Here is a 17,016-nt window from a genome sequence, read left to right as displayed (position 1 = left end):
CCGACGATGCCCCGTCTGCTGCTTGCCGCCTTGCTCGTCCTCGTGCTGGCACCCGGCGCGGCCTCGGCGAAGGAGCCGGCGGACACCTGGGCCACGGTCAACGTGTGCGACACGGCCAAGCAGCCTGACGCCGTCGGCATCCGGGCGTCGATGCCCGGCACACCGAAGGGTGCGCGCCTGTCGATGCGCTTCCGCGTCCAGTACCGCACCGCGGACGGCGGCTGGGAGAACGTCGAGGACGCCGACTCGGGCTGGCGCAACGTCGGCACCGCGCGCGGCCTGCCGGTCGAGTACGGCTGGAGCTTCGCGTTCGCCAAGCAGTCCGCGCCGTCCACGCTGCGCGGCGTGGTCAAGTTCCGCTGGCGCCGCGGTGAAGCGCTCCCGCGCCAGCAGGAAGTGGTCACGGAGGCCGGGCACCCGTCCAAGGCGGGCTCCGACCCGGCGGGCTACTCCGCCGCGACCTGCGTGCTCTGAGGCCGGGGCCCGAACAACCGGGGGTCGTTGGTGATGACCCCCGTGACCCCGAGTCGCTCCAGCTTGCCGATCCGCGGCCCGTCGTCGACGGTCCACACGTACAGCTCGCCGCCCGCGTCCTTGATCGCCCGCACGAGCCGCGGCGTGACGAGCCGCCAGTGGGACATCACCGCGTCGCAGCGGCCCGCGCGGATGTGCGCGGCGGCTGAGCTGGGCAGCTTCGTCCGCACCCACGCGGCGCCCGCGTAGGCGGGAAGCTTGGTGAGCCAGGACTGCGTGGGGTCGTTGCGCAGGCGCGGGACGCTCCAGCCGAGCCGCAGCCGCGGCTCCAGCGCGCGGAGCGTGACCAGCGAGCGCATCCACATCGTCGACACGAGCGTGCGCTCGACGAGGCCGTACTCGCGCAGCGCGGCGACCGCGCGCTCCTCGTAGCCGGGGAGCTTGAGGTCCACGTCGAGCTCGATCCCGTCGAACGCGCTGCCCGCGAGGTGGGCGAGGCCCTCCTCGAGCGTCGGCGCGCCGTCGACGTGCTCGTAGTCGTGGGCGAGCAGCAGCCGGCCCTCGTGCTCGAGGATGTCGAACTCGATCATGTCCACGCCGTGCGCGAGCGCGGCGTCGAACGAGGCGGGCGTGTTGCCCGGGACGATGAGGTCGGCGCCCTTGTGCCCGATCCGTCTCAGCGCTGACATCTAGGACACCAGTATGTCGTCCGGTTGTCGTCTCCCTGCCCGCGTGCACGGATCTTTGACAGCTCGCCGCAGCGCGGGCAGTTCTCGCCGCGCAGCCCGTAGACGACCTTGAAGCGCTCCTGCATGCCGTCGCGCGCCGACTGCTGCATCCGCGGCCGGGTTACGCGCACGATCGCGAGCGCCTCCGCGTCGGAGACCTCGCCGGTCGGCCGCCACGGGTCGATCTGGGCCTCGAAGCAGCCCTCCGCCTTCCACAGGTTCCCGATCCCGGCGATGATCCGCTGGTCGAGCAGCGCGTCGCCGATCGTCCGCGTCGGGTCGTCCTCGCGCAGGCGGCGCAGGAAGCTCTTCTCGTCGAGCTCGGGCGCGAGGATGTCCGGGCCGAGCATCGCCAGCCGGCGGTCGAAGCGCGTGCGGCCGGAGGTCATCAGCTCCAGCACCGGCCCGTTGATCTGGGCGACGAGCTTGTCCGCGTGGCGAAGGATCAGCCACGTGTTGCGCGGCGTCTCCCAGTCGGCGTCGCGCACGCGCCACTTGCCGGTCATGCGCAGGTGGCTGTGGATCACGAGCCCGCCCTCGAAGCGGATGAACAGGTGCTTGCCGTGCGCGTCGACGGCTTCCACCGCCCGTCCCGCCAGTCGCTCCGGCCAGCGGTCGCGCCCGAAACGCGGGTGCGGCGTCTCGATCGCGTCCGGCACGTTCCCCGCGAGCACCGGGCGGATCCGGTTCGCCGCGTAGTGGATCGTGTCGCCCTCAGGCACGACGGGACCGGCGGACCTTCGCCCACTCCAACAGCTCGGCGCTGCTCCAGACGTCGTTGCCGAGCTCGTACGCCTCACGCGCGAGCCGCCGGTCGTCGGTCACGAGCAGGTCGGCCTGGGCCGCCGTCGCGTCCGCGATCAAGGAGTCCTGGAAATGCCGCACGTCGCGCATACGAGCGTAGGCGCTGTCCGGGTTCACCTTCGCCCGGCCCGTGCGGGTCACGCCCGCGATCGGCACGGTCGACGGCACGACCGTCCGCGGCACCCGCTGCAGCGCCTTGCGCCGGACGGGGTCGCGGATCGCGGCCAGCTGGTCCTCCTGCACGTGGGTGGTGAGCAGCAGCAGCTCGCCGTGGCGCATCGCCTCCACCACCGCCGCGCCGCCGTCGGGGTCGTCGTGGAGCGCGTCGAACACCATCGTGTCGATCATCACCCTGCGGAGCACGCTGACGGCGAGCGTAGATGGCCGACCGGCGCGTGCCCTCTGGACACATTTAGAAAACGGCTAAGTGCGTCCAGAGACTGGGTACCAAAGGGATATGCGAATCCTGATGGCGGTCGTCGCCGTCGCGCTGGCCCTCGCGCCGGCGGCGGACGCGGCGACGCCGATCGAACGCTGGGCAAAGACGAACAAGCTGTCCGGCCACTGGAAGACGAAGGACACGGATCGCGACGGGGTCAAGAACCGTCGCGAGTTCGCGCTCAAGACCAACCCGCGCAAGGCGGACAGCGACCGCGACAAGCTGCGTGACGGCGACGAGGTGACCGTCGGAACGGACCCGCGCAAGCCGGACACGGACGGCGACGGCACCCGTGACGGCGCCGAGAACGCCGGCCGCATCAGGGCCTACGACGGCGAGACGGTCACGATCGACCGCTTCGTCGGCGGGCGCGTCACCGCGCTGGTCTCGGAGTCCTCGCAGTGTCTGGACGAGGAGGCCGAGGAGGAGGCGCCGGCGGATGAGGAGTACGTCGAGGTCACCGAGGACGCGACCACCGGCGACCCGCACTGGGCCGAGGAAGAAGTCGAGGCGACCGAGGAAGAGGACCCGCCCGTCGACCTGGGCGGCGACGACGACTACGGCGCCGGCTCGTGCACCGACCCGGACCTCAAGCCGGGCACGCTCGTGACGAGCGCCGTGATCGCCGACGGCGTCGCGCTCGACATCGACGTCAAGTCGTAAGCGTCAGCTTCCGCGGGCCGGCCCGGAAGCCGAGCTCGATCAGCAGCTCCTCGTACGGCGAGCCCACGACGGGCTCGCCGTCGACCTTCTCGATCGCGAGCCGCTTGATCCGGCCGCGTTTGACGGAGTCGACCAGCGCTTCCAGCGAGGGCTGGACGCGCGGATCGTCCGCGGGGACGAGCACCTGCAGGCCCTTGCCGCCCTTCTCCACGAACAGGACGGGCTCGGCGCCGCCCAGCACGACGTAGGCGCCCGCGGCCCGCTGCGGGCGGCGCGGCGACTCCGGCCACTTGAGCACCGCGCCGTAGGGCTGCGCGGGGTCGGTCGCGGCGAGGACGATCGGCGGCGCGGCGTCGTCGTCCTTCTGGGCGCGCAGGCGCTCGACCGCGCCCGGGAGCGCGAACTGCGCGCCGCCGAGGCCTTCGACGAAGTAGCCGCGGCGCGCCACGCCGATCGTCTCCAGCGCGGCGAGTGAGTCGTACAAGCTCGAGAAGCCGCCGGGGATGCCCTCGGCCAGCACCTGCTCGCGGGTGACGATGCCGTAGCGCTCGAGCAGCAGCTCCGCCTGCGTGCGGCGGCGGGCCGAGGGGTCCTCGTCGCCCGCCCGGAACAGCGCCGGCGTGAGCGACCAGCGGCCCTGCACCGCGGGCTGCGCGCCGCCGCGCCTTCTCGACCCGAACGTGCGCTTGCGCTCGGCCCGCGCCCGCTGGGACCACTGGGGCGTGGCCGCGGTGAGCTTGGGCGAGCGCAGCGGCGCGAACGCGTCGTTGGTCGCCTCACCCGCCCACACGAGGTCCCAGAGCCCGTTCTGCAGCTCCTCGGTCGAGAAGCCGGCGATGTCGCTGATGAGGTCGGTGAAGAAGCACGGGCCGGCCTGCAGGCGCTCGCGGATGGCGGTGTGGATCGGCTCCGTGGGCGAGTCGGCGGCCTTCGGCGGCGGGCCGATGAGCGGCGCGTCGTCGCGGAAGTAGAGCGCGACACGGCCGGAACGCCGGCCCAGCGCGCCCGCACCGACCCAGACGACCTCGCCGCTCGCGCACAGCTGGTCCAGCCAGGCGGGCGAGTAGGCACCGGTGCGGCGCGGGAGGACGTCGCGCTCCCACACCTCGAGCGGGAGCGGGAGGCCCTGCAGCGGCACGAGCGCTTCGCGCAGCCGGTCGACCCCGGCGCCCGCGGGCGGGTGGCGGTCCACGCCCTGCCAGTTGGCCTGGAAGCGGGCGAGCGCGCGCTGGTCGGCGGGCTCGATCTCGGCCCGGAGCGCGGCCAGGGAGGCGCGGCGCAGGCGGCGCAGCACCTCGGGGTCGCACCACTCGCGCGTGGTGCCGCCGGGGCGCAGCTCGCCGCGGACGAGGGCGCCCGAGGACTCCAGACTCTCCAGCACGGGCGTGAGGTCCAGCTCGTAGCGGGCGCGCAGGGCCTGGGTCTCGAACGGGCCGTGCGTGCGGGCGTAGCGGCGCACGAGCCGCTCCATCGCGTCCGGGACGTCGGCGATGAACGCCTCGGGCAGGCCGGAGGGCGGGACGGCGCCGAGCGCGTCGCGGTACAGGCCGGCGTCCTCGGCCGCCACCCAGCGCTGCTCGCCGCCGACACGCAGCTTGGCCGCGCGGCGCTCGCCCTTGAGCTGCTCGAGCCAGGCGGTGGTGCCGCCGCGCGCCTTGGCCTCGTCTTCTGTGAGGTCGCCGACGCGGCGCAGCACGTCGTGCAGCGCGTCCACGCTGTCGGCCTTCGTGCGCTCGGAAAGCCGCTGGAGATCGGCCTCGACCGTGTCCAGCGCGCCCGAGTCGATCAGCTCGCGCAGCTCCTCCTGGCCGAGCAGCTCGCGCAGGAGCTCGCGGTCCAGGGCCAACGCGGCCGCGCGGCGCTCGGCGTTGGGCTGGTCGCCCTCGTACATGTACGTGGCGACGTAGTCGAACAGCAGGCCGGAGGCGAACGGCGAGGCGGTCTCGGTCTCCACCGGCACCAGCGACAGCTCGCGCCGGTGCAGCTTGGTCAGCAGGTCGTGCAGGCCCGGGAGGTCCAGGACGTCGCGCAGAACCTCGCGGTACGTCTCCAGCACGATCGGGAACTGCGCGTAGCGGCGCGCGACCTCCAGCAGCGACTGGGACTTCAGGCGCTGCTGCCAGAGCGGGGTGCGGCGGCCCGGGTAGGCGCGCGGGATCAGCAGCGCGCGGCCCGCGTTCTCGCGGAAGCGCGCGCCGAACAGCGCGGAGCCGCCGAGCTCGCCGACCACGAGGTCCTCGAGCTCGTCCGGGTCGATCAGCATCAGCTCCTCGCCCGGCGGCTCGTCCGCGTCGGGGAGGTGGACGATGATGCCGTCGTCGGACCAGATCGCGTCCGACTCCAGCCCGTACTCCTCGCGGATCCGAGCGGAAAGGGCAAGCCCCCACGCCGCGTGCACGCGGCCGCCGAACGGGCTGAGCACGCACACGCGCCAGTCGCCGATCTCGTCCCGGAAGCGCTCGATGACGATCGTCTTGTCCGACGGGATGACCCGCGTCGCCGCCTGCTGCTCGCGCAGGAACTGGACGAGGTTGACCGCGGCCTTCTCGTCCAGGTGATGGCTCTCGGCCAGGTCCTTGGGGTCCTGGTCCACGGCCCAGCGCGCGAAGGCGCCGATCGCCTCGCCCAGCTCGCGCGGGCGGCCGAGCCCGTCGCCCTTCCAGAACGGCACCGCGCCCGGCACGCCCGGCGCGGGGGTGACGATCACGCGGTCGCGGGTGATCTCCTCGATCCGCCAGCTCGAGGCGCCAAGGAGGAACGTCTGGCCGGGTCGCGCCTCGTAGACCATCTCCTCGTCCAGCTCGCCCACGCGGCGGCCGTCCGGGAGGTTCACGGAGTACAGGCCGCGGTCGGGAATCGTGCCCGCGTTGGTGATGGCGAGGGCGCGCGAGCCCTTGCGGGCGCGGATGTTCCCGTTCACGCGGTCCCAGACGATGCGCGGGCGCAGCTCCCCGAACTCCTCGCTCGGGTAGCGGCCGTCGAGCATGTCCAGCACGTTCTCCAGCTGCTGGCGGGACAGCTCGGAGTACGTGTAGGTGCGGGCGAGCATCGCCGCGAGCTGGTCGACCGGGAGCGGCGTGTCCTCGTCCGTGGCCGCCATCGCGACGATCTGCTGCGCGAGCACGTCCAGCGGGTTGCGCGGGACGACCGTCGTCTCGATCAGGCCCTCGCGCATGCGTTGGGCGACGACCGCGCACTCGAGCAGGTCGGCCCGGAACTTCGGGAAGATCCGGCCCTTCGAGGTGTCCCCGACGTTGTGGCCGGCGCGGCCGATCCGCTGCAGGCCGGCGGTCACGGACTTGGGCGACTCGACCTGCAGCACGAGGTCCACGGCGCCCATGTCGATGCCGAGCTCGAGGCTGCTGGTGGCCACCAGGCACGGCAGCTCGCCGGCCTTGAGCATCTCCTCGACGACGAGCCGCTCCTCACGGGCGAGGCTGCCGTGGTGGGCCCGCGCGATCGGCTCCTCGGCGATCTCGTTCAGCCGCAACGCGAGCCGTTCGGCCGCGCGCCGGTTGTTGACGAAGATCAGCGTCGAGGTGTGCTCTTTGACCAGCTTGAGCAGCTCGGGGTAGATCGCCGGCCAGATCGACTTGCGCGTCGCCTCCTGGCCCGCGAACGGATCGAGGTCCAGGTCCAGCGACTCCGGCTCGACCATCGACTCGACCGGCACGTGGATCTTCAGGTCCAGCGGCTTGCGCACGCCGGTGTCCACGATCGTCGCCTTGCGCTTGGGGCCGACCATGAAGCGGCCGACCTCCTCGAGCGGGTTCTGCGTGGCGGAGAGGCCCACGCGCTGGACGTCGCGCCCGGCCTGCTCGACCAGGCGCTCCAGCGTGATCGCCAGGTGCGCGCCGCGCTTGGTCTGCGCGACGGCGTGGATCTCGTCCAGGATCACGGTCTCCGTGCCCTCGAAGATCGCGCGGGCGCCGGAGGTCAGCATCAGGTAGAGCGACTCGGGCGTCGTGATCAGCACGTCGGGCGGGTGCTTGACCATGTCCCGCCGCTCCTTCTGCGGCGTGTCGCCGGTGCGGATGGCGACGTTCAGCTCCGCCCCGATCCCCCGCAGCGGCGCGCGCAGGTTCTTCTCGACGTCGTAGCTCAGCGCCTTCAGCGGTGACACGTAGACCAGCCGCGTCTGCTCGTGCGTGGGGTTCGCGACGAAGCGGTCCAGCCCGTACAGGAACGCGGCCAGCGTCTTGCCCGAGCCGGTCGGCGCGGAGATGAGCACGTGCTCGCCCGTGGCGATCGCCGGCCACGCCTGCGCCTGGGCCTCCGTGGGGCTCGCGAACGCCCGACCGAACCACTCGCGAACCTGAGGTGTGAACTGAGCGAGCGGATCAGCCATGGACCGAAGCACACTACGAGTTCAGGCTGATGGATAGATCAAATCGGACGCGCGGGCGGCTTCAGCGCCTGGCGGCCGAGGATCGCGGCGAGCGCGCCGGTGAGCGCGATCGCGCCGGCGACGACGAACGCCGTCCGCCAGCCCGGGCCCTCGACCAGCACGCCGCACAGCGCCGCGCCGGCCGCGATCCCGCCGACGAACGACGTGATCGGCCACGTGTAGGCCTCGATCCGCATGCCGGGCGGCGCGACGCCGCCGACGAGCTCGTTGCGCGTGGCGAGCAGCGGCGCGATGCAGCAGCCCGCCGGGAGCACCAGCAGCGCCGTCACCCACACGCTCGGCGAGGCGGCGAGCGGCAGCAGCGTGAGCGGGAGCACCGCCGACAGGACCAGGTGCGTGCGGTGCAGCGAGCGGCGCTGGATCATCCCGTACGCGAGCCCGCCGACCAGGCTGCCGAACGACCACATCGCCAGCAGGACGCCTGCCACCTCCGGCGCGCCCTCCGCGCGGCTGAACGCGGGGATGCCGACCTCGAGCATGCCGATCCCGACGCCGGTCGGGAACGACGTGATGACCAGCATCCGCACGCCGGGCGCGGCGAGCGCGCCGAGGAACCCCCGCGCCGGGTGATCCTCGTCCGGGTTGTCCACGTGCCGGGTGGGCGGCAGCGCGGTGAAGATCGCGGTGCCGACCACGACCGCGATGGCGCTCACGATCAGCGCCCCCGCCGGCGACGTGATCGCGGCGATGATCGCGGTCAGCAGCGGGCCGCTGATGAAGATCAGCTCGATCATCGTGCTGTCCAGCGCGTACGCGGCTTGGTGCAGGCGTGGCTCGACGAGGTCGGTCCACATCGAGCGCAGCACGGACGACGTCGGCGGGACCGCGAAGCCGGCGATCCAGCCGCACGCGAGCAGGACGAGCGTCGGCGCGTCCAGCTCGGCGAGGCCGACGATCGCGCCGAGCGACATCGCGTGGATGACCGCAACGGGCAGGAGCACGCGGCGCGCGCCCATCCGGTCCACCAGTCGGCCCTGCACGGGCGCGCCGAGCGCCGAGCCGAACGCGAGCGCGCCGGAGACGCCGCCCGCGACCGCGAACGAGCCGGTCTGCTCGCGCAGGTAGAGGACGATCGCGAGCGCGTTGATGCCGATCGGCAGCCGCGAGAACAGCGACGAGGCGACTAGCACGCCCACGTAGGGCGAGCGCAGGATCTCGAGGTAGCGCCTCACGGCGCCCAGGCCAGCGCTTTCGCCTGCTCGAAGACCTCGTCGAGCATCGGCGGCGTCAGCTTGCCCGTGAACGTGTTCTGCTGGCTCGGGTGGAAGCAGCCCAGGAGCGGCCACGGCTCACCGTCGGCGACCACGCCGTGACCGAACTTCGGCTTGGGACGCGGCATCGGCGCCCCGGCGAGCGTGGCCCGCAGGCGCAGCGCGCTCTCCCACGCGAACCCGCCGAGGCAGACGACGACGTGCAGGTCGGTGAGCAGCGCGACCTCGCGCTCCAGCCAGTCGCTGCAGGTCGCGCGCTCCTCCGGCGTGGGGAGGTTCGCGGGCGGTGCGCAGCGCACCGCGGCGACCATGTAGGCGCCGTGGAGCTGCAGGCCGTCGTCCTTGTGGATCGATTCCGCCTGGTTGGCGAGCCCCACCCGGTGCAGGCCGGCGAACAGGAAGTCCCCGGAGCGGTCGCCGGTGAAGATCCGGCCCGTGCGGTTCCCGCCGTGCGCGGCGGGCGCGAGGCCGAGGATCAGGATCCGCGCGGCGGGATCGCCGAAGCCCGGCATCGGCCGGCCCCAGTACGTCTGGTCGCGGAACGCGGCCCGCTTCTCGCGCGCGACCTGCTCGCGCCACTCGACGAGCCGAGGGCAGCGGCGGCAGTCGACGACCGCCTCGTTGAGCGCTTCCAAGGCAGCCATGGACCGTTCGATCGTATCGACGGCTAGGCTCTGATCCCGTATGCGCCGCGCCTTCATCGCCGTCCCCGCCCTCGCCCTGCTGCTGAGCGCCTGCGGCACCGCCCCGGAGACCTCGAACAGCGAGTTCAAGGGCGACGAGGCGCAGGTCGCCAAGGTCGTCGACGATCTCTCGGCGGCCGCCTCCCGCGGCGAGGCCGAGAAGATCTGCAACGACATCCTCGCCGCGCAGCTCAAGACCGAGATCAAGAGTGCCGGCGGCGACTGCGTGACCGAGATGGACCGCGTCATCAAGGACGCGAGCGACTACGACCTCGAGGTCACCAAGGTCGACGTCAAGGGCACCGCCGCGACCGCGACGGTCCAGCAGGGCGAAGACGCCAAGAACACCTCCACCTTCTCCTTCATCAAGGAGAAGGGCGGGTGGCGCGCGAGCGCCCTCGGCAGCTCCTAGCGCCTCGCGTAGACCTCCTGGCCCGCCTCGAACGAGTAGCGGGCCAGCTCATGTGCCCAGCGCCGGAACGGCTCGGTCGACGTCGTGGTGCCGTTGGCGGCCTGTGCCGTCGCGCGGTTGAGGAAGTCGCCGAGCTCGCCGCCGACCTGGCGCGGTGACCACGCGACCCGCGGGTTGTCGAGCGCGAGCAGCAGGTCCGCCGCCCGCTCGGGATGGGCGATGATCACGGTCAGCAGGATCAGCACGGCCTGGTGGTCCGGGATGTCCGCGCCCGAGCCCTCGAGGAACGTGGCGAAGTCGTCGGAGTCCTCGTCCAGGCGGGCGCGCACGAGCCGGTAGATGTTCGTCAGCTTCTTCACGGCCCGCGGCGTGCGCAGCTCGCAGGCGACGAACGCGGCGAAGTCCCGTTCGCCCTCGGTGAGCACGAGCGCGCGCGGGTTGAACGCCGGCGCGGGCGCCGTGGCGGGCACGGCGGGCGCTGACATCGGCGCCGGCGTCGCGGCTCGATCACCCGTCGTCCCGGGGGACACGGCCTCCGCCGACGGGGTCCCCGGCACCTCGATCACGTCGTCGCCGGGCGAGGTCTCGTAGACCGGCAGCAGGCTGCTCACCAGCGCAGCCGTGCCGTCGGCGCCCATCGGCCGCAGCGCGAACGGGATCTGGATGATCTTCTCCAGGTAGGCGAGCGGCGTCGACTCCCACGCCGGCTCGTCGTCCGTGGCCAGCAGCTCGGCGTAGTGCAGCTTGAGCGACTGCAGCAGCCAGCGCGGGTCGACCGCGATCACGACCACGAACAGCCGCAGCGCGAGGATCAGGTGCACCGCTTCGAGCACCTCGACCACCCGCTTCGGCGAGCACCGGTCCAGGTCGTCGATGTAGAGCACCACGCGATCGATCCGCGGGAGCTCCGCGTCGTCCTCGTCGTCCTCGTCACCGTGCGCGAGCAGCAGCTCCGTCATCCGCTCGAAGTCGTCGTGGATGCGCGAGATGAGCCCGAGCTGCGCCCGGTAGTCGCCGGCCGCGCCCCGCTGTGCGGCGTACCGCGCCAGCGCCCGCCCGTGCGCGAGGTCCTCGTACTCCTGGCGCAGGTTCGCCTCGCGCTCCTTGGCGGCCTCGGCTTCGGCCTTCGCCTTCCCGCTCGCGACCTCCTCGATCGGCGTCTCGGGCCCGGCCCGTGTGAGCAGGGAGGCGAGCCGCTTGTCCGCGGCTGCGAAGAACCCGGCGCCGGCGACAAGGGCCGGAATCGCGGCCACGAGCTTGTCGAGGCCGAAGACCGCCACGAGGATCGCGAGCACCGCCGCGACCAGGATCAGCGCGCCCGCCGCGAGTCGCACACGCCCGCCGGCGTCCTTCAGGTTCGCGAGCGTCTTCGCCCCGTCGCGCCCGGTGGCGAGCCCCCACGCCCAGACCGCGAGCTTGCGCCGCGCATCCGCGGCCACAGCCTTCTGGTGCGCTCGTTCCAGCCGCTTTCCGGTCGCCGACTCGGCGGCCAACCGCTCCTCCAGCCGCGCCAGCTGCGCCGCCGCGGTCTGCTCGTCACCACCCGGCTCCGGCTTCGCGAGCGCGTCGAGGATGTGCGTCGCGAGGCTCGCCCACAGGTTCGCGTCCGCGAAGTGCCAGGCGTTGAACTCGACGTTGCGCACGTGCGAGCAGTGCGTCGCGGTGCCCTGCTTGGACAGCACGCGCACCCGCTCCTGCACCTTGCGGATCAGGAACGACTTGCCGGACCCCCAGTCCGCGAAGAGTCCGATCGACAGCGGCGGCACCGTCGACTTCGCGGCGATCACGTCGGCGAGCGCGTTCGCGTCGGCCGTGATGTTCAGCCGGTCGATCCCGTCCGCCGAGTCGGGCGAGACGGCCGCGAGCATCGACGACGACGTGATCGGCTCCCAGATCGTCACGCCGTCGCGGTTCGAGGTCGCGACGAGCCCGTCGGGGCCGGTGAACACCAGCGTGTCCGCACCGGTGCTCGCGGTCGGCTCGCCGCGGAGGACGCCGGCGACGACGTCGATGGCCTGGACGCCGTTCAGGCCCGCCGTGATGAGCAGTGTTCCGTCCGCGCTGAACGCGCAGTCGTCGACCGGCCCGGAGTAGGTGTCCCAGACGGCGCCGGCCGCATCGCCGACCGCGACGTTGCCGTCCCTCAGCACGACGGCGATGCGCTCACCGTCCGGGCTGAAGCGACAGGCCTCGGGCTCGCCGCCGGGATAGGACCGGTCGAGCTCCCCGGGTGGGGTCATGTCGAGCCGTCGCATGGCGATCACCCTGCCGTCCGGGTACGCCATGCGAAGCCCCTCTGGACCCAGCGCCGCGCCGTATCGGCTCGGGATCGGTCCGGCCAGCGGCGCGCCGGTCGTGACGCGATGGACGTAGGTCGCGCCGCCGCGCTCGATCGTGGCGATCTGCGTGCCGCCGAACACGGCGTACGCCGCGTTCTCGTGGTGCGCGATCACGCGGCCGGTGGGGACTTCGACGATGTCGCCGCTGTCCATCAGCGCAACGATGGTGCCGTCCGACGCGACGCCGCACTCGTAGACGTCGCCGCGCGGCGTCGGGAGGCTCTCGAGCAGCTCACCGGCGAGGCTCCAGCGCTGCACAGCCCCGTCGCCGAAGGTGAGCAGGGCGTCGTCCGTGTACGCGGCGACGCGCACGCGCACGATCACCGCTCGCTGCCGGTATCCGCGGACGGTTCGTCGTTGTGCCCAGGGCGTCAGCGCGCCGGCCGGGCGCAGCCGCGCCTCGATGCCGGAGCGGCGCAGCGTGGTTCCCACGCGCTCATCGAGCCGGCCGAGCGCCAGCAGGACGAGGCGGCCGTCGATGACCTCGGGCGCCGCGAGGATCTGCTCGCAGCGGTTGAGCCAGTCCTCGAAGGTCCGGTCCACGCCCGGCTCGTCGAGCGGCGCGGTGAGCAACTCGGCGCCGTACTCGTCCGGGTGCAGCTGCAGCAGCGCGTCGGCGAGCTCCGAGGCGCGGATGGGCTCGTATTCGAATCGGTCCGCCACCCGGCGAACGGACGCCGAGAAGCGGTCGCGGTCCATGACCGCGACCCTAAACGGACCGGCGCGCTCGCGCTAGCGGCCGAGCTGCGAGTAACGCGCCTCGGTGGCGGCCTTCTGCGGCCCCCACCACCACTCGTTCTCGCGGTACCAGTCGATCGTGGCCTGCAGGCCGGCGCGGAAGTCGCCGTACTTGGGCTCCCAGCCGAGCTGGGTGCGGATCTTGGTGGAGTCGTTGGAGTAGCGCAGGTCGTGGCCCGGGCGGTCCGGGACGTGGTCGTAGGCGTCGGCGGGCTCGCCGAGGAGCTCGAGGGTGAGCTCGAGGATCTCCTTGTTCGCGCGCTCGTCGCCGGAGCCGATCAGGTAGGTCTCGCCCGGCTTGCCCTTGGAGAGGATCAGGTGGACGGCCTCGTTGTGGTCGTCGACGTGGGTCCACTCGCGCACGTTCTCGCCCTGGCCGTAGAGCTTCGGGCGGGCGCCGGTGAAGACGTTGGTGATCTGGCGCGGGATGAACTTCTCGACGTGCTGGTACGGGCCGTAGTTGTTGGCGCAGTTCGACATCGTGGCGTGGATGTCGAAGGAGCGGGCCCAGGCGCGGACGAGCAGGTCGCTGCCGGCCTTGGTCGCCGAGTACGGGCTCGACGGGTCGTACGGCGTGTCCTCGGTGAACTGGTCGTCGCCGTGGAGGTCCAGGTCGCCGAAGACCTCGTCGGTGGAGATGTGGTGCAGGCGCGCGCCGTGCTTGCGGACGGCCTCGAGGAGCGTGAACGTCCCGACCAGGTTGGTGCGGACGAACGGCTCCGGGTCGTGGAGCGAGTTGTCCACGTGCGACTCGGCCGCGAAGTGGACGACGACGTCGACGTCCGCCACCAGCTTGTCGACGAGCTCGGCGTCGCAGATGTCGCCGTGCACGAACTCGATCTGGTCGGCGACCGGCTTGAGCGACTCCTGGTTGCCGGCGTAGGTCAGGGCGTCCAGCACGACCACCTCGAACTCGGGGTGGTTGCGCATCGTGTAGTGGACGAAGTTCGCGCCGATGAAGCCGGCGGCGCCGGTTGCGAGCAACTTCACGACGCGAGTACCTCCCGTTGGGTCAAGTGAGCGTTGAGGCCGTCCTGCCACGCCGGCAGGGCGGGAGCGTCGGAGCGGGTCGAGCCGAGGACGGAGTACGCGGGCCGCGGCGCCGGGGCGCCGAAGTCGGCCGCGGAGCAGCGGTGGGCGGTGACGGTCAGCCCGGCCGCCGCGAAGGTCGCGACCGCGAGGTCGTGCCACGTGCACTCGCCCCCGCCGGCGACGTGCAGGATGCCGTTCGGCCGCTCCTGCGCGATGGTCACGAGCGCCGCCGCGAGATGGCCGGTGTAGGTCGGGGAGCCGAGCTGGTCGTCGACGACCGTGACCTCGTCGCGCTCACGCCCGAGCCGGAGCATCGTGTCGACGAAGTTCTTGCCGTGCGGGCCGAAGACCCACGCGGTACGGACGATCGAGTGGCTCGTCGGCGCGGCACCGGCAACGGCGACCTCGCCCGCGAGCTTGGAGCGACCGTAGGCGCCGATCGGGCCGGTCGGCGCGTCCTCGCGGTACGGGGACGTCGCGTCGCCTCCGAACACGTAGTCGGTGCTCACGTGGACGATGTGCGCGCCGACCTCGGCCGCCGCGGCGGCGAGGTGACCGGCGCCGTCCCCGTTGATGCGCGTGGCGGCGGCCTCGTCGCTCTCGGCGGCGTCCACGTTGGTGTACGCCGCGCAGTTGATCACCGCGTCGGGGCGGCTGTCGCGCAGCGCGGCGCGGACCGCTTCGGCGTCGGTGATGTCGAGGTCCCCGCGCGTGAAGGCGACGACGTCGTGCTGCGCGGCCGCGGCCGCGACGACGTCCGTGCCGAGCATGCCCGCGGCCCCGGTGACGAGTAGGCGCATGGCCGTCATGTGTAGCGAACTCCGTCGGCGGCGCGGAGGGCGAGCGCGAGCTCGAAGCGCGCCTCGGGATCGTCCAGCCGCTCCCCGAACAGCTCGCGCAGCTGCTTCAGGCGATAGCGCACGGTCTGCGGATGGACCTCGAGCGCGGCGGCGACCGCCTGCACCTGCCCGGGCCGGTCCAGCCACGCCCTGAGCGTCTCCACGAGCCGCTCGCGCGGGCCGGCGGCGAGCGCGTCCAGCGGCGCGAGGCGCGAGCGCGCGAGGTCCGCGGCGAGCGCCGGCTCAGCCGCGAGCAGCAGCGCCGGGAGGTGCTCGACCGCGACCACGAGGTTGGCCGAAGACCCGCCGCCTGGGGAGGCCGAGGACTGGCCCGTCGAGGAGGGATCGCCCCCGCCGCCGCACTCGCCGAGCCGGCCCTGCTCGGCCAAGCGGAACGCGGCGGACGCGCGGCGCAGCGACGTCGCCGCCTCCGGCCACACGACCGCCGGGCCGAGCGCCGCCAGGTCGCCGCTCAGGGCGGACTCGAGCGCCCGGCGACGGCCAGGTCCTTCGGGGTCGGGGAGCAGCACGATCGCGATCCCGCCGACCGCCGCGCCGACCGCGCCCGGGCCGAGCCGCCGCGCCAGCCGGGCGGCGATGCCGTCGAGCTCGTCGGTGCGCTCCGGCTCGGCCGACTCGCCCGCCACGACCGCGGCGAGCAGTCGCGGGAGCGTCCAGCCGGCGGCCTGCGCGGCCGTGCGCACGGTCTCCTCGGCGGCCGGCGGCTCCTGCACGAGCAGGCGCACCAGCGCGCGCCGGCGCCGCTGGGACTCGCCCGCCGCGTCCGACTGGGCCTCGGCGAACCCGGCGGCGCTCTCCGCCGAGATCTCGTCGATGTAGGCGAACATCCCAGCGCCCAGGTCGTAGAGCGTGTCGGGCTCGAAGCCCGCGTTCGTCCCCGCGTCCACGAACCGCCGCCAGGCGACCTTGGCGCCCACGCGGTAGGCGGCGAGCAATGCGTCCAGCGACCGGCCCGCGCGGTACTCACCCGCCCCGAGTCGCACGTAGGTGTCACGCGCCTGCGAGTCGGACTTCGGCTTGGCGCCGCTGAGCACGTCGACGAAGCGACTGAGCGCGATGGTCACGCCGAACCGCACGACCTCGCCGAACCGGCCCTCCATCGCCCGCGCGTAGTCCGGCACCTCGCTGACGATCGCGGCGATGATGTCGTCCGCGAGGTCGGGCAACGTCGCGCGCAGCGCGTCGGCGGACGGCGGGGACAGAGTCGCCATTTGTCACCAACCTACAGAAATGGCTCGGGGTAAGTGTGGCGACGCGCCATGAACTTCGGGACCCCTAACGGGTAGACCTACGGCCGTGTCTGCGAGCCATCGTGCCTTGAACCTGACCGGGGTCTTCCTGCCGTTTCTCGGCGTGATCCTGGCGATCGTCCTGTTGTGGGACCAATGGGTGGACTGGACGTCGCTGGCGATCCTCGCCTTCATGTACGTCGTCACGATCATGGGCGTCACGCTCGGCTTCCATCGCCTGTTCACGCACCGTTCGTTCGCGACCTACAAGCCGGTCGAGTACTTCCTTGCCGCCCTGGGCTCGGTCGCGGTCGAAGGTCCGGTCATGAACTGGGTCGCCGATCACCGCAAGCACCACGCCCACACCGACCAGGAGGGCGACCCGCACACGCCGCACGGCCACGGCACCGGCCTCAAGGGCGCGGTCACCGGGCTCTGGTACGCGCACATGGGCTGGCTGTTCGACCACTCGGGCACGAGCGAGCACACCAAGTACGCGCGGGACCTGTACGAGGACCGCGGCATGCAGGTCATCCACAAGACCTTCGGGCTGTGGGTGGCGCTCGGGATCGCGTTCCCGGCGCTGCTCGGCCTCGTGTTCACCGGCACCTGGCGGGGCGCGCTCGAGGCCGCGCTGTGGGGCGGCCCGGTGCGGATCTTCCTCGTCCACCACGTGACCTGGTCGATCAACTCGGTCTGCCACTTCTTCGGCCGCCGGCGCTTCGCGGTCGACGACCACTCGACCAACGTGGCCTGGCTCTCGCTGCTGTCGATGGGCGAGTCCTGGCACCACAACCACCACACGTTCCCGCGGTCGGCGTTCCACGGCCTGCGCGGCTGGGAGCTGGACCCGACGGCGTGGGTGATCCGCGGGATGCGGCGCGTGAAGCTGGCGTGGAACGTGGTCGAGATCACGCCCGAGCGCCAGCAGCAGAAGCTCTCTCCGGGCTAGCGCGTTTCACATACTCGGAAACGCCCGCGTGTAGGGTCCGGCGA

Annotated in this window: 14 protein-coding genes; 4 read left to right on the top strand and 10 right to left on the bottom strand. The window is 72.5% G+C overall.

Annotated features, from left to right (window positions below):
* The first annotated feature begins 6 nt into the window (after nt 1-6).
* A complete protein-coding gene (locus tag OJ997_RS02230) occupies nt 7-474 on the top strand; it encodes a hypothetical protein (protein WP_270023366.1) in 468 nt (155 codons plus the stop codon).
* On the opposite strand, the gene OJ997_RS02225 is transcribed toward OJ997_RS02230, so the two are convergent.
* Genes OJ997_RS02225 through OJ997_RS02215 form a run of 3 tightly spaced genes read right to left on the bottom strand, consistent with a single transcriptional unit; the run spans nt 447 to nt 2,369 of the window.
* A complete protein-coding gene (locus tag OJ997_RS02225) occupies nt 447-1,163 on the bottom strand; it encodes a glycerophosphodiester phosphodiesterase (RefSeq protein ID WP_270023365.1) in 717 nt (238 codons plus the stop codon). The two genes, OJ997_RS02230 and OJ997_RS02225, sit on opposite strands and share 28 nt — an antisense overlap.
* Nucleotides 1,151-1,924 carry an Fpg/Nei family DNA glycosylase gene (locus tag OJ997_RS37300; RefSeq protein WP_270023364.1) on the bottom strand — a complete coding sequence of 258 codons (774 nt, stop codon included), beginning with the start codon at nt 1,922-1,924 and terminating at the stop codon, nt 1,151-1,153. Before OJ997_RS37300 ends, OJ997_RS02225 begins: the two co-directional genes overlap by 13 nt.
* Complete coding sequence (locus tag OJ997_RS02215) at nt 1,917-2,369, bottom strand: hypothetical protein (RefSeq protein WP_270023363.1); 453 nt, start codon at nt 2,367-2,369, stop codon at nt 1,917-1,919. The genes OJ997_RS37300 and OJ997_RS02215 overlap by 8 nt, the downstream gene beginning before the upstream one ends.
* Before the next feature lie 94 nt (nt 2,370-2,463).
* Here OJ997_RS02215 and OJ997_RS02210 point away from each other — a divergent pair, with 94 nt between their 5' ends.
* A complete protein-coding gene (locus OJ997_RS02210) occupies nt 2,464-3,108 on the top strand; it encodes a hypothetical protein (RefSeq protein ID WP_270023362.1) in 645 nt (214 codons plus the stop codon).
* Here OJ997_RS02210 and OJ997_RS02205 read toward each other — a convergent pair.
* Genes OJ997_RS02205 through OJ997_RS02195 form a run of 3 tightly spaced genes read right to left on the bottom strand, consistent with a single transcriptional unit; the run spans nt 3,098 to nt 9,371 of the window.
* Complete coding sequence (locus OJ997_RS02205; RefSeq protein ID WP_270023361.1) at nt 3,098-7,456, bottom strand: DEAD/DEAH box helicase; 4,359 nt, start codon at nt 7,454-7,456, stop codon at nt 3,098-3,100. The two genes, OJ997_RS02210 and OJ997_RS02205, sit on opposite strands and share 11 nt — an antisense overlap.
* A gap of 38 nt (nt 7,457-7,494) precedes the next feature.
* Nucleotides 7,495-8,688, bottom strand: a complete 1,194-nt coding sequence (locus OJ997_RS02200) for an MFS transporter (protein WP_270023360.1) — start codon at nt 8,686-8,688, stop codon at nt 7,495-7,497.
* A complete protein-coding gene (locus OJ997_RS02195) occupies nt 8,685-9,371 on the bottom strand; it encodes a uracil-DNA glycosylase (RefSeq protein ID WP_270023359.1) in 687 nt (228 codons plus the stop codon). The genes OJ997_RS02200 and OJ997_RS02195 overlap by 4 nt, the downstream gene beginning before the upstream one ends.
* Before the next feature lie 40 nt (nt 9,372-9,411).
* Here OJ997_RS02195 and OJ997_RS02190 point away from each other — a divergent pair, with 40 nt between their 5' ends.
* Entirely contained in the window at nt 9,412-9,822 is a 411-nt protein-coding gene (locus tag OJ997_RS02190) for a hypothetical protein (RefSeq protein ID WP_270023358.1), read from the top strand.
* Here the strand turns inward: OJ997_RS02190 and OJ997_RS02185 are convergent.
* Genes OJ997_RS02185 through OJ997_RS02170 form a run of 4 tightly spaced genes read right to left on the bottom strand, consistent with a single transcriptional unit; the run spans nt 9,819 to nt 16,002 of the window.
* Nucleotides 9,819-12,860, bottom strand: coding sequence for a P-loop NTPase fold protein (locus OJ997_RS02185; RefSeq protein WP_270023357.1), 3,042 nt, complete (start codon nt 12,858-12,860; stop codon nt 9,819-9,821). The genes OJ997_RS02190 and OJ997_RS02185 overlap by 4 nt on opposite strands.
* A gap of 33 nt (nt 12,861-12,893) precedes the next feature.
* A complete protein-coding gene (gene rfbB, locus OJ997_RS02180; RefSeq protein ID WP_272599264.1) occupies nt 12,894-13,883 on the bottom strand; it encodes a dTDP-glucose 4,6-dehydratase in 990 nt (329 codons plus the stop codon).
* A 2-nt stretch (nt 13,884-13,885) separates the two neighbouring features.
* Nucleotides 13,886-14,731, bottom strand: coding sequence for a dTDP-4-dehydrorhamnose reductase (gene rfbD / locus OJ997_RS02175; protein ID WP_270023355.1), 846 nt, complete (start codon nt 14,729-14,731; stop codon nt 13,886-13,888).
* Nucleotides 14,732-14,736: 5 nt separating this feature from the next.
* On the bottom strand, nt 14,737-16,002 hold the full coding sequence (locus OJ997_RS02170) for a PucR family transcriptional regulator (RefSeq protein ID WP_270023354.1): 1,266 nt from the start codon (nt 16,000-16,002) through the stop codon (nt 14,737-14,739).
* Between the two features lie 106 nt (nt 16,003-16,108).
* On the opposite strand from OJ997_RS02170, the gene OJ997_RS02165 reads away from it, so the two are divergent.
* Nucleotides 16,109-16,972 (top strand): acyl-CoA desaturase, encoded by an 864-nt coding sequence (locus OJ997_RS02165; protein ID WP_270023353.1) that lies wholly within the window; start codon nt 16,109-16,111, stop codon nt 16,970-16,972.
* The last annotated feature ends 44 nt before the right edge of the window (nt 16,973-17,016 follow it).

The sequence above is a fragment of the Solirubrobacter phytolaccae genome, from assembly GCF_027587195.1.
GTDB lineage: Bacteria > Actinomycetota > Thermoleophilia > Solirubrobacterales > Solirubrobacteraceae > Solirubrobacter > Solirubrobacter phytolaccae.
The sequence above is the reverse complement of the archived record's forward strand: the minus strand, read 5'-3'. Positions and strand labels throughout refer to the sequence as shown.

Bases quoted from the DNA above. Each gene is read 5' to 3' on its own strand.
- OJ997_RS02230 (WP_270023366.1), top strand. From the start codon at position 7: ATGCCCCGTCTGCTGCTTGCCGCCTTGCTCGTCCTCGTGCTGGCACCC.
- OJ997_RS02225 (WP_270023365.1), bottom strand. From the start codon at position 1,163: ATGTCAGCGCTGAGACGGATCGGGCACAAGGGCGCCGACCTCATCGTC.
- OJ997_RS02210 (WP_270023362.1), top strand. From the start codon at position 2,464: ATGCGAATCCTGATGGCGGTCGTCGCCGTCGCGCTGGCCCTCGCGCCG.
- OJ997_RS02205 (WP_270023361.1), bottom strand. From the start codon at position 7,456: ATGGCTGATCCGCTCGCTCAGTTCACACCTCAGGTTCGCGAGTGGTTC.
- OJ997_RS02195 (WP_270023359.1), bottom strand. From the start codon at position 9,371: ATGGCTGCCTTGGAAGCGCTCAACGAGGCGGTCGTCGACTGCCGCCGC.
- OJ997_RS02190 (WP_270023358.1), top strand. From the start codon at position 9,412: ATGCGCCGCGCCTTCATCGCCGTCCCCGCCCTCGCCCTGCTGCTGAGC.
- OJ997_RS02185 (WP_270023357.1), bottom strand. From the start codon at position 12,860: ATGGACCGCGACCGCTTCTCGGCGTCCGTTCGCCGGGTGGCGGACCGA.
- rfbD (WP_270023355.1), bottom strand. From the start codon at position 14,731: ATGCGCCTACTCGTCACCGGGGCCGCGGGCATGCTCGGCACGGACGTC.
- OJ997_RS02170 (WP_270023354.1), bottom strand. From the start codon at position 16,002: ATGGCGACTCTGTCCCCGCCGTCCGCCGACGCGCTGCGCGCGACGTTG.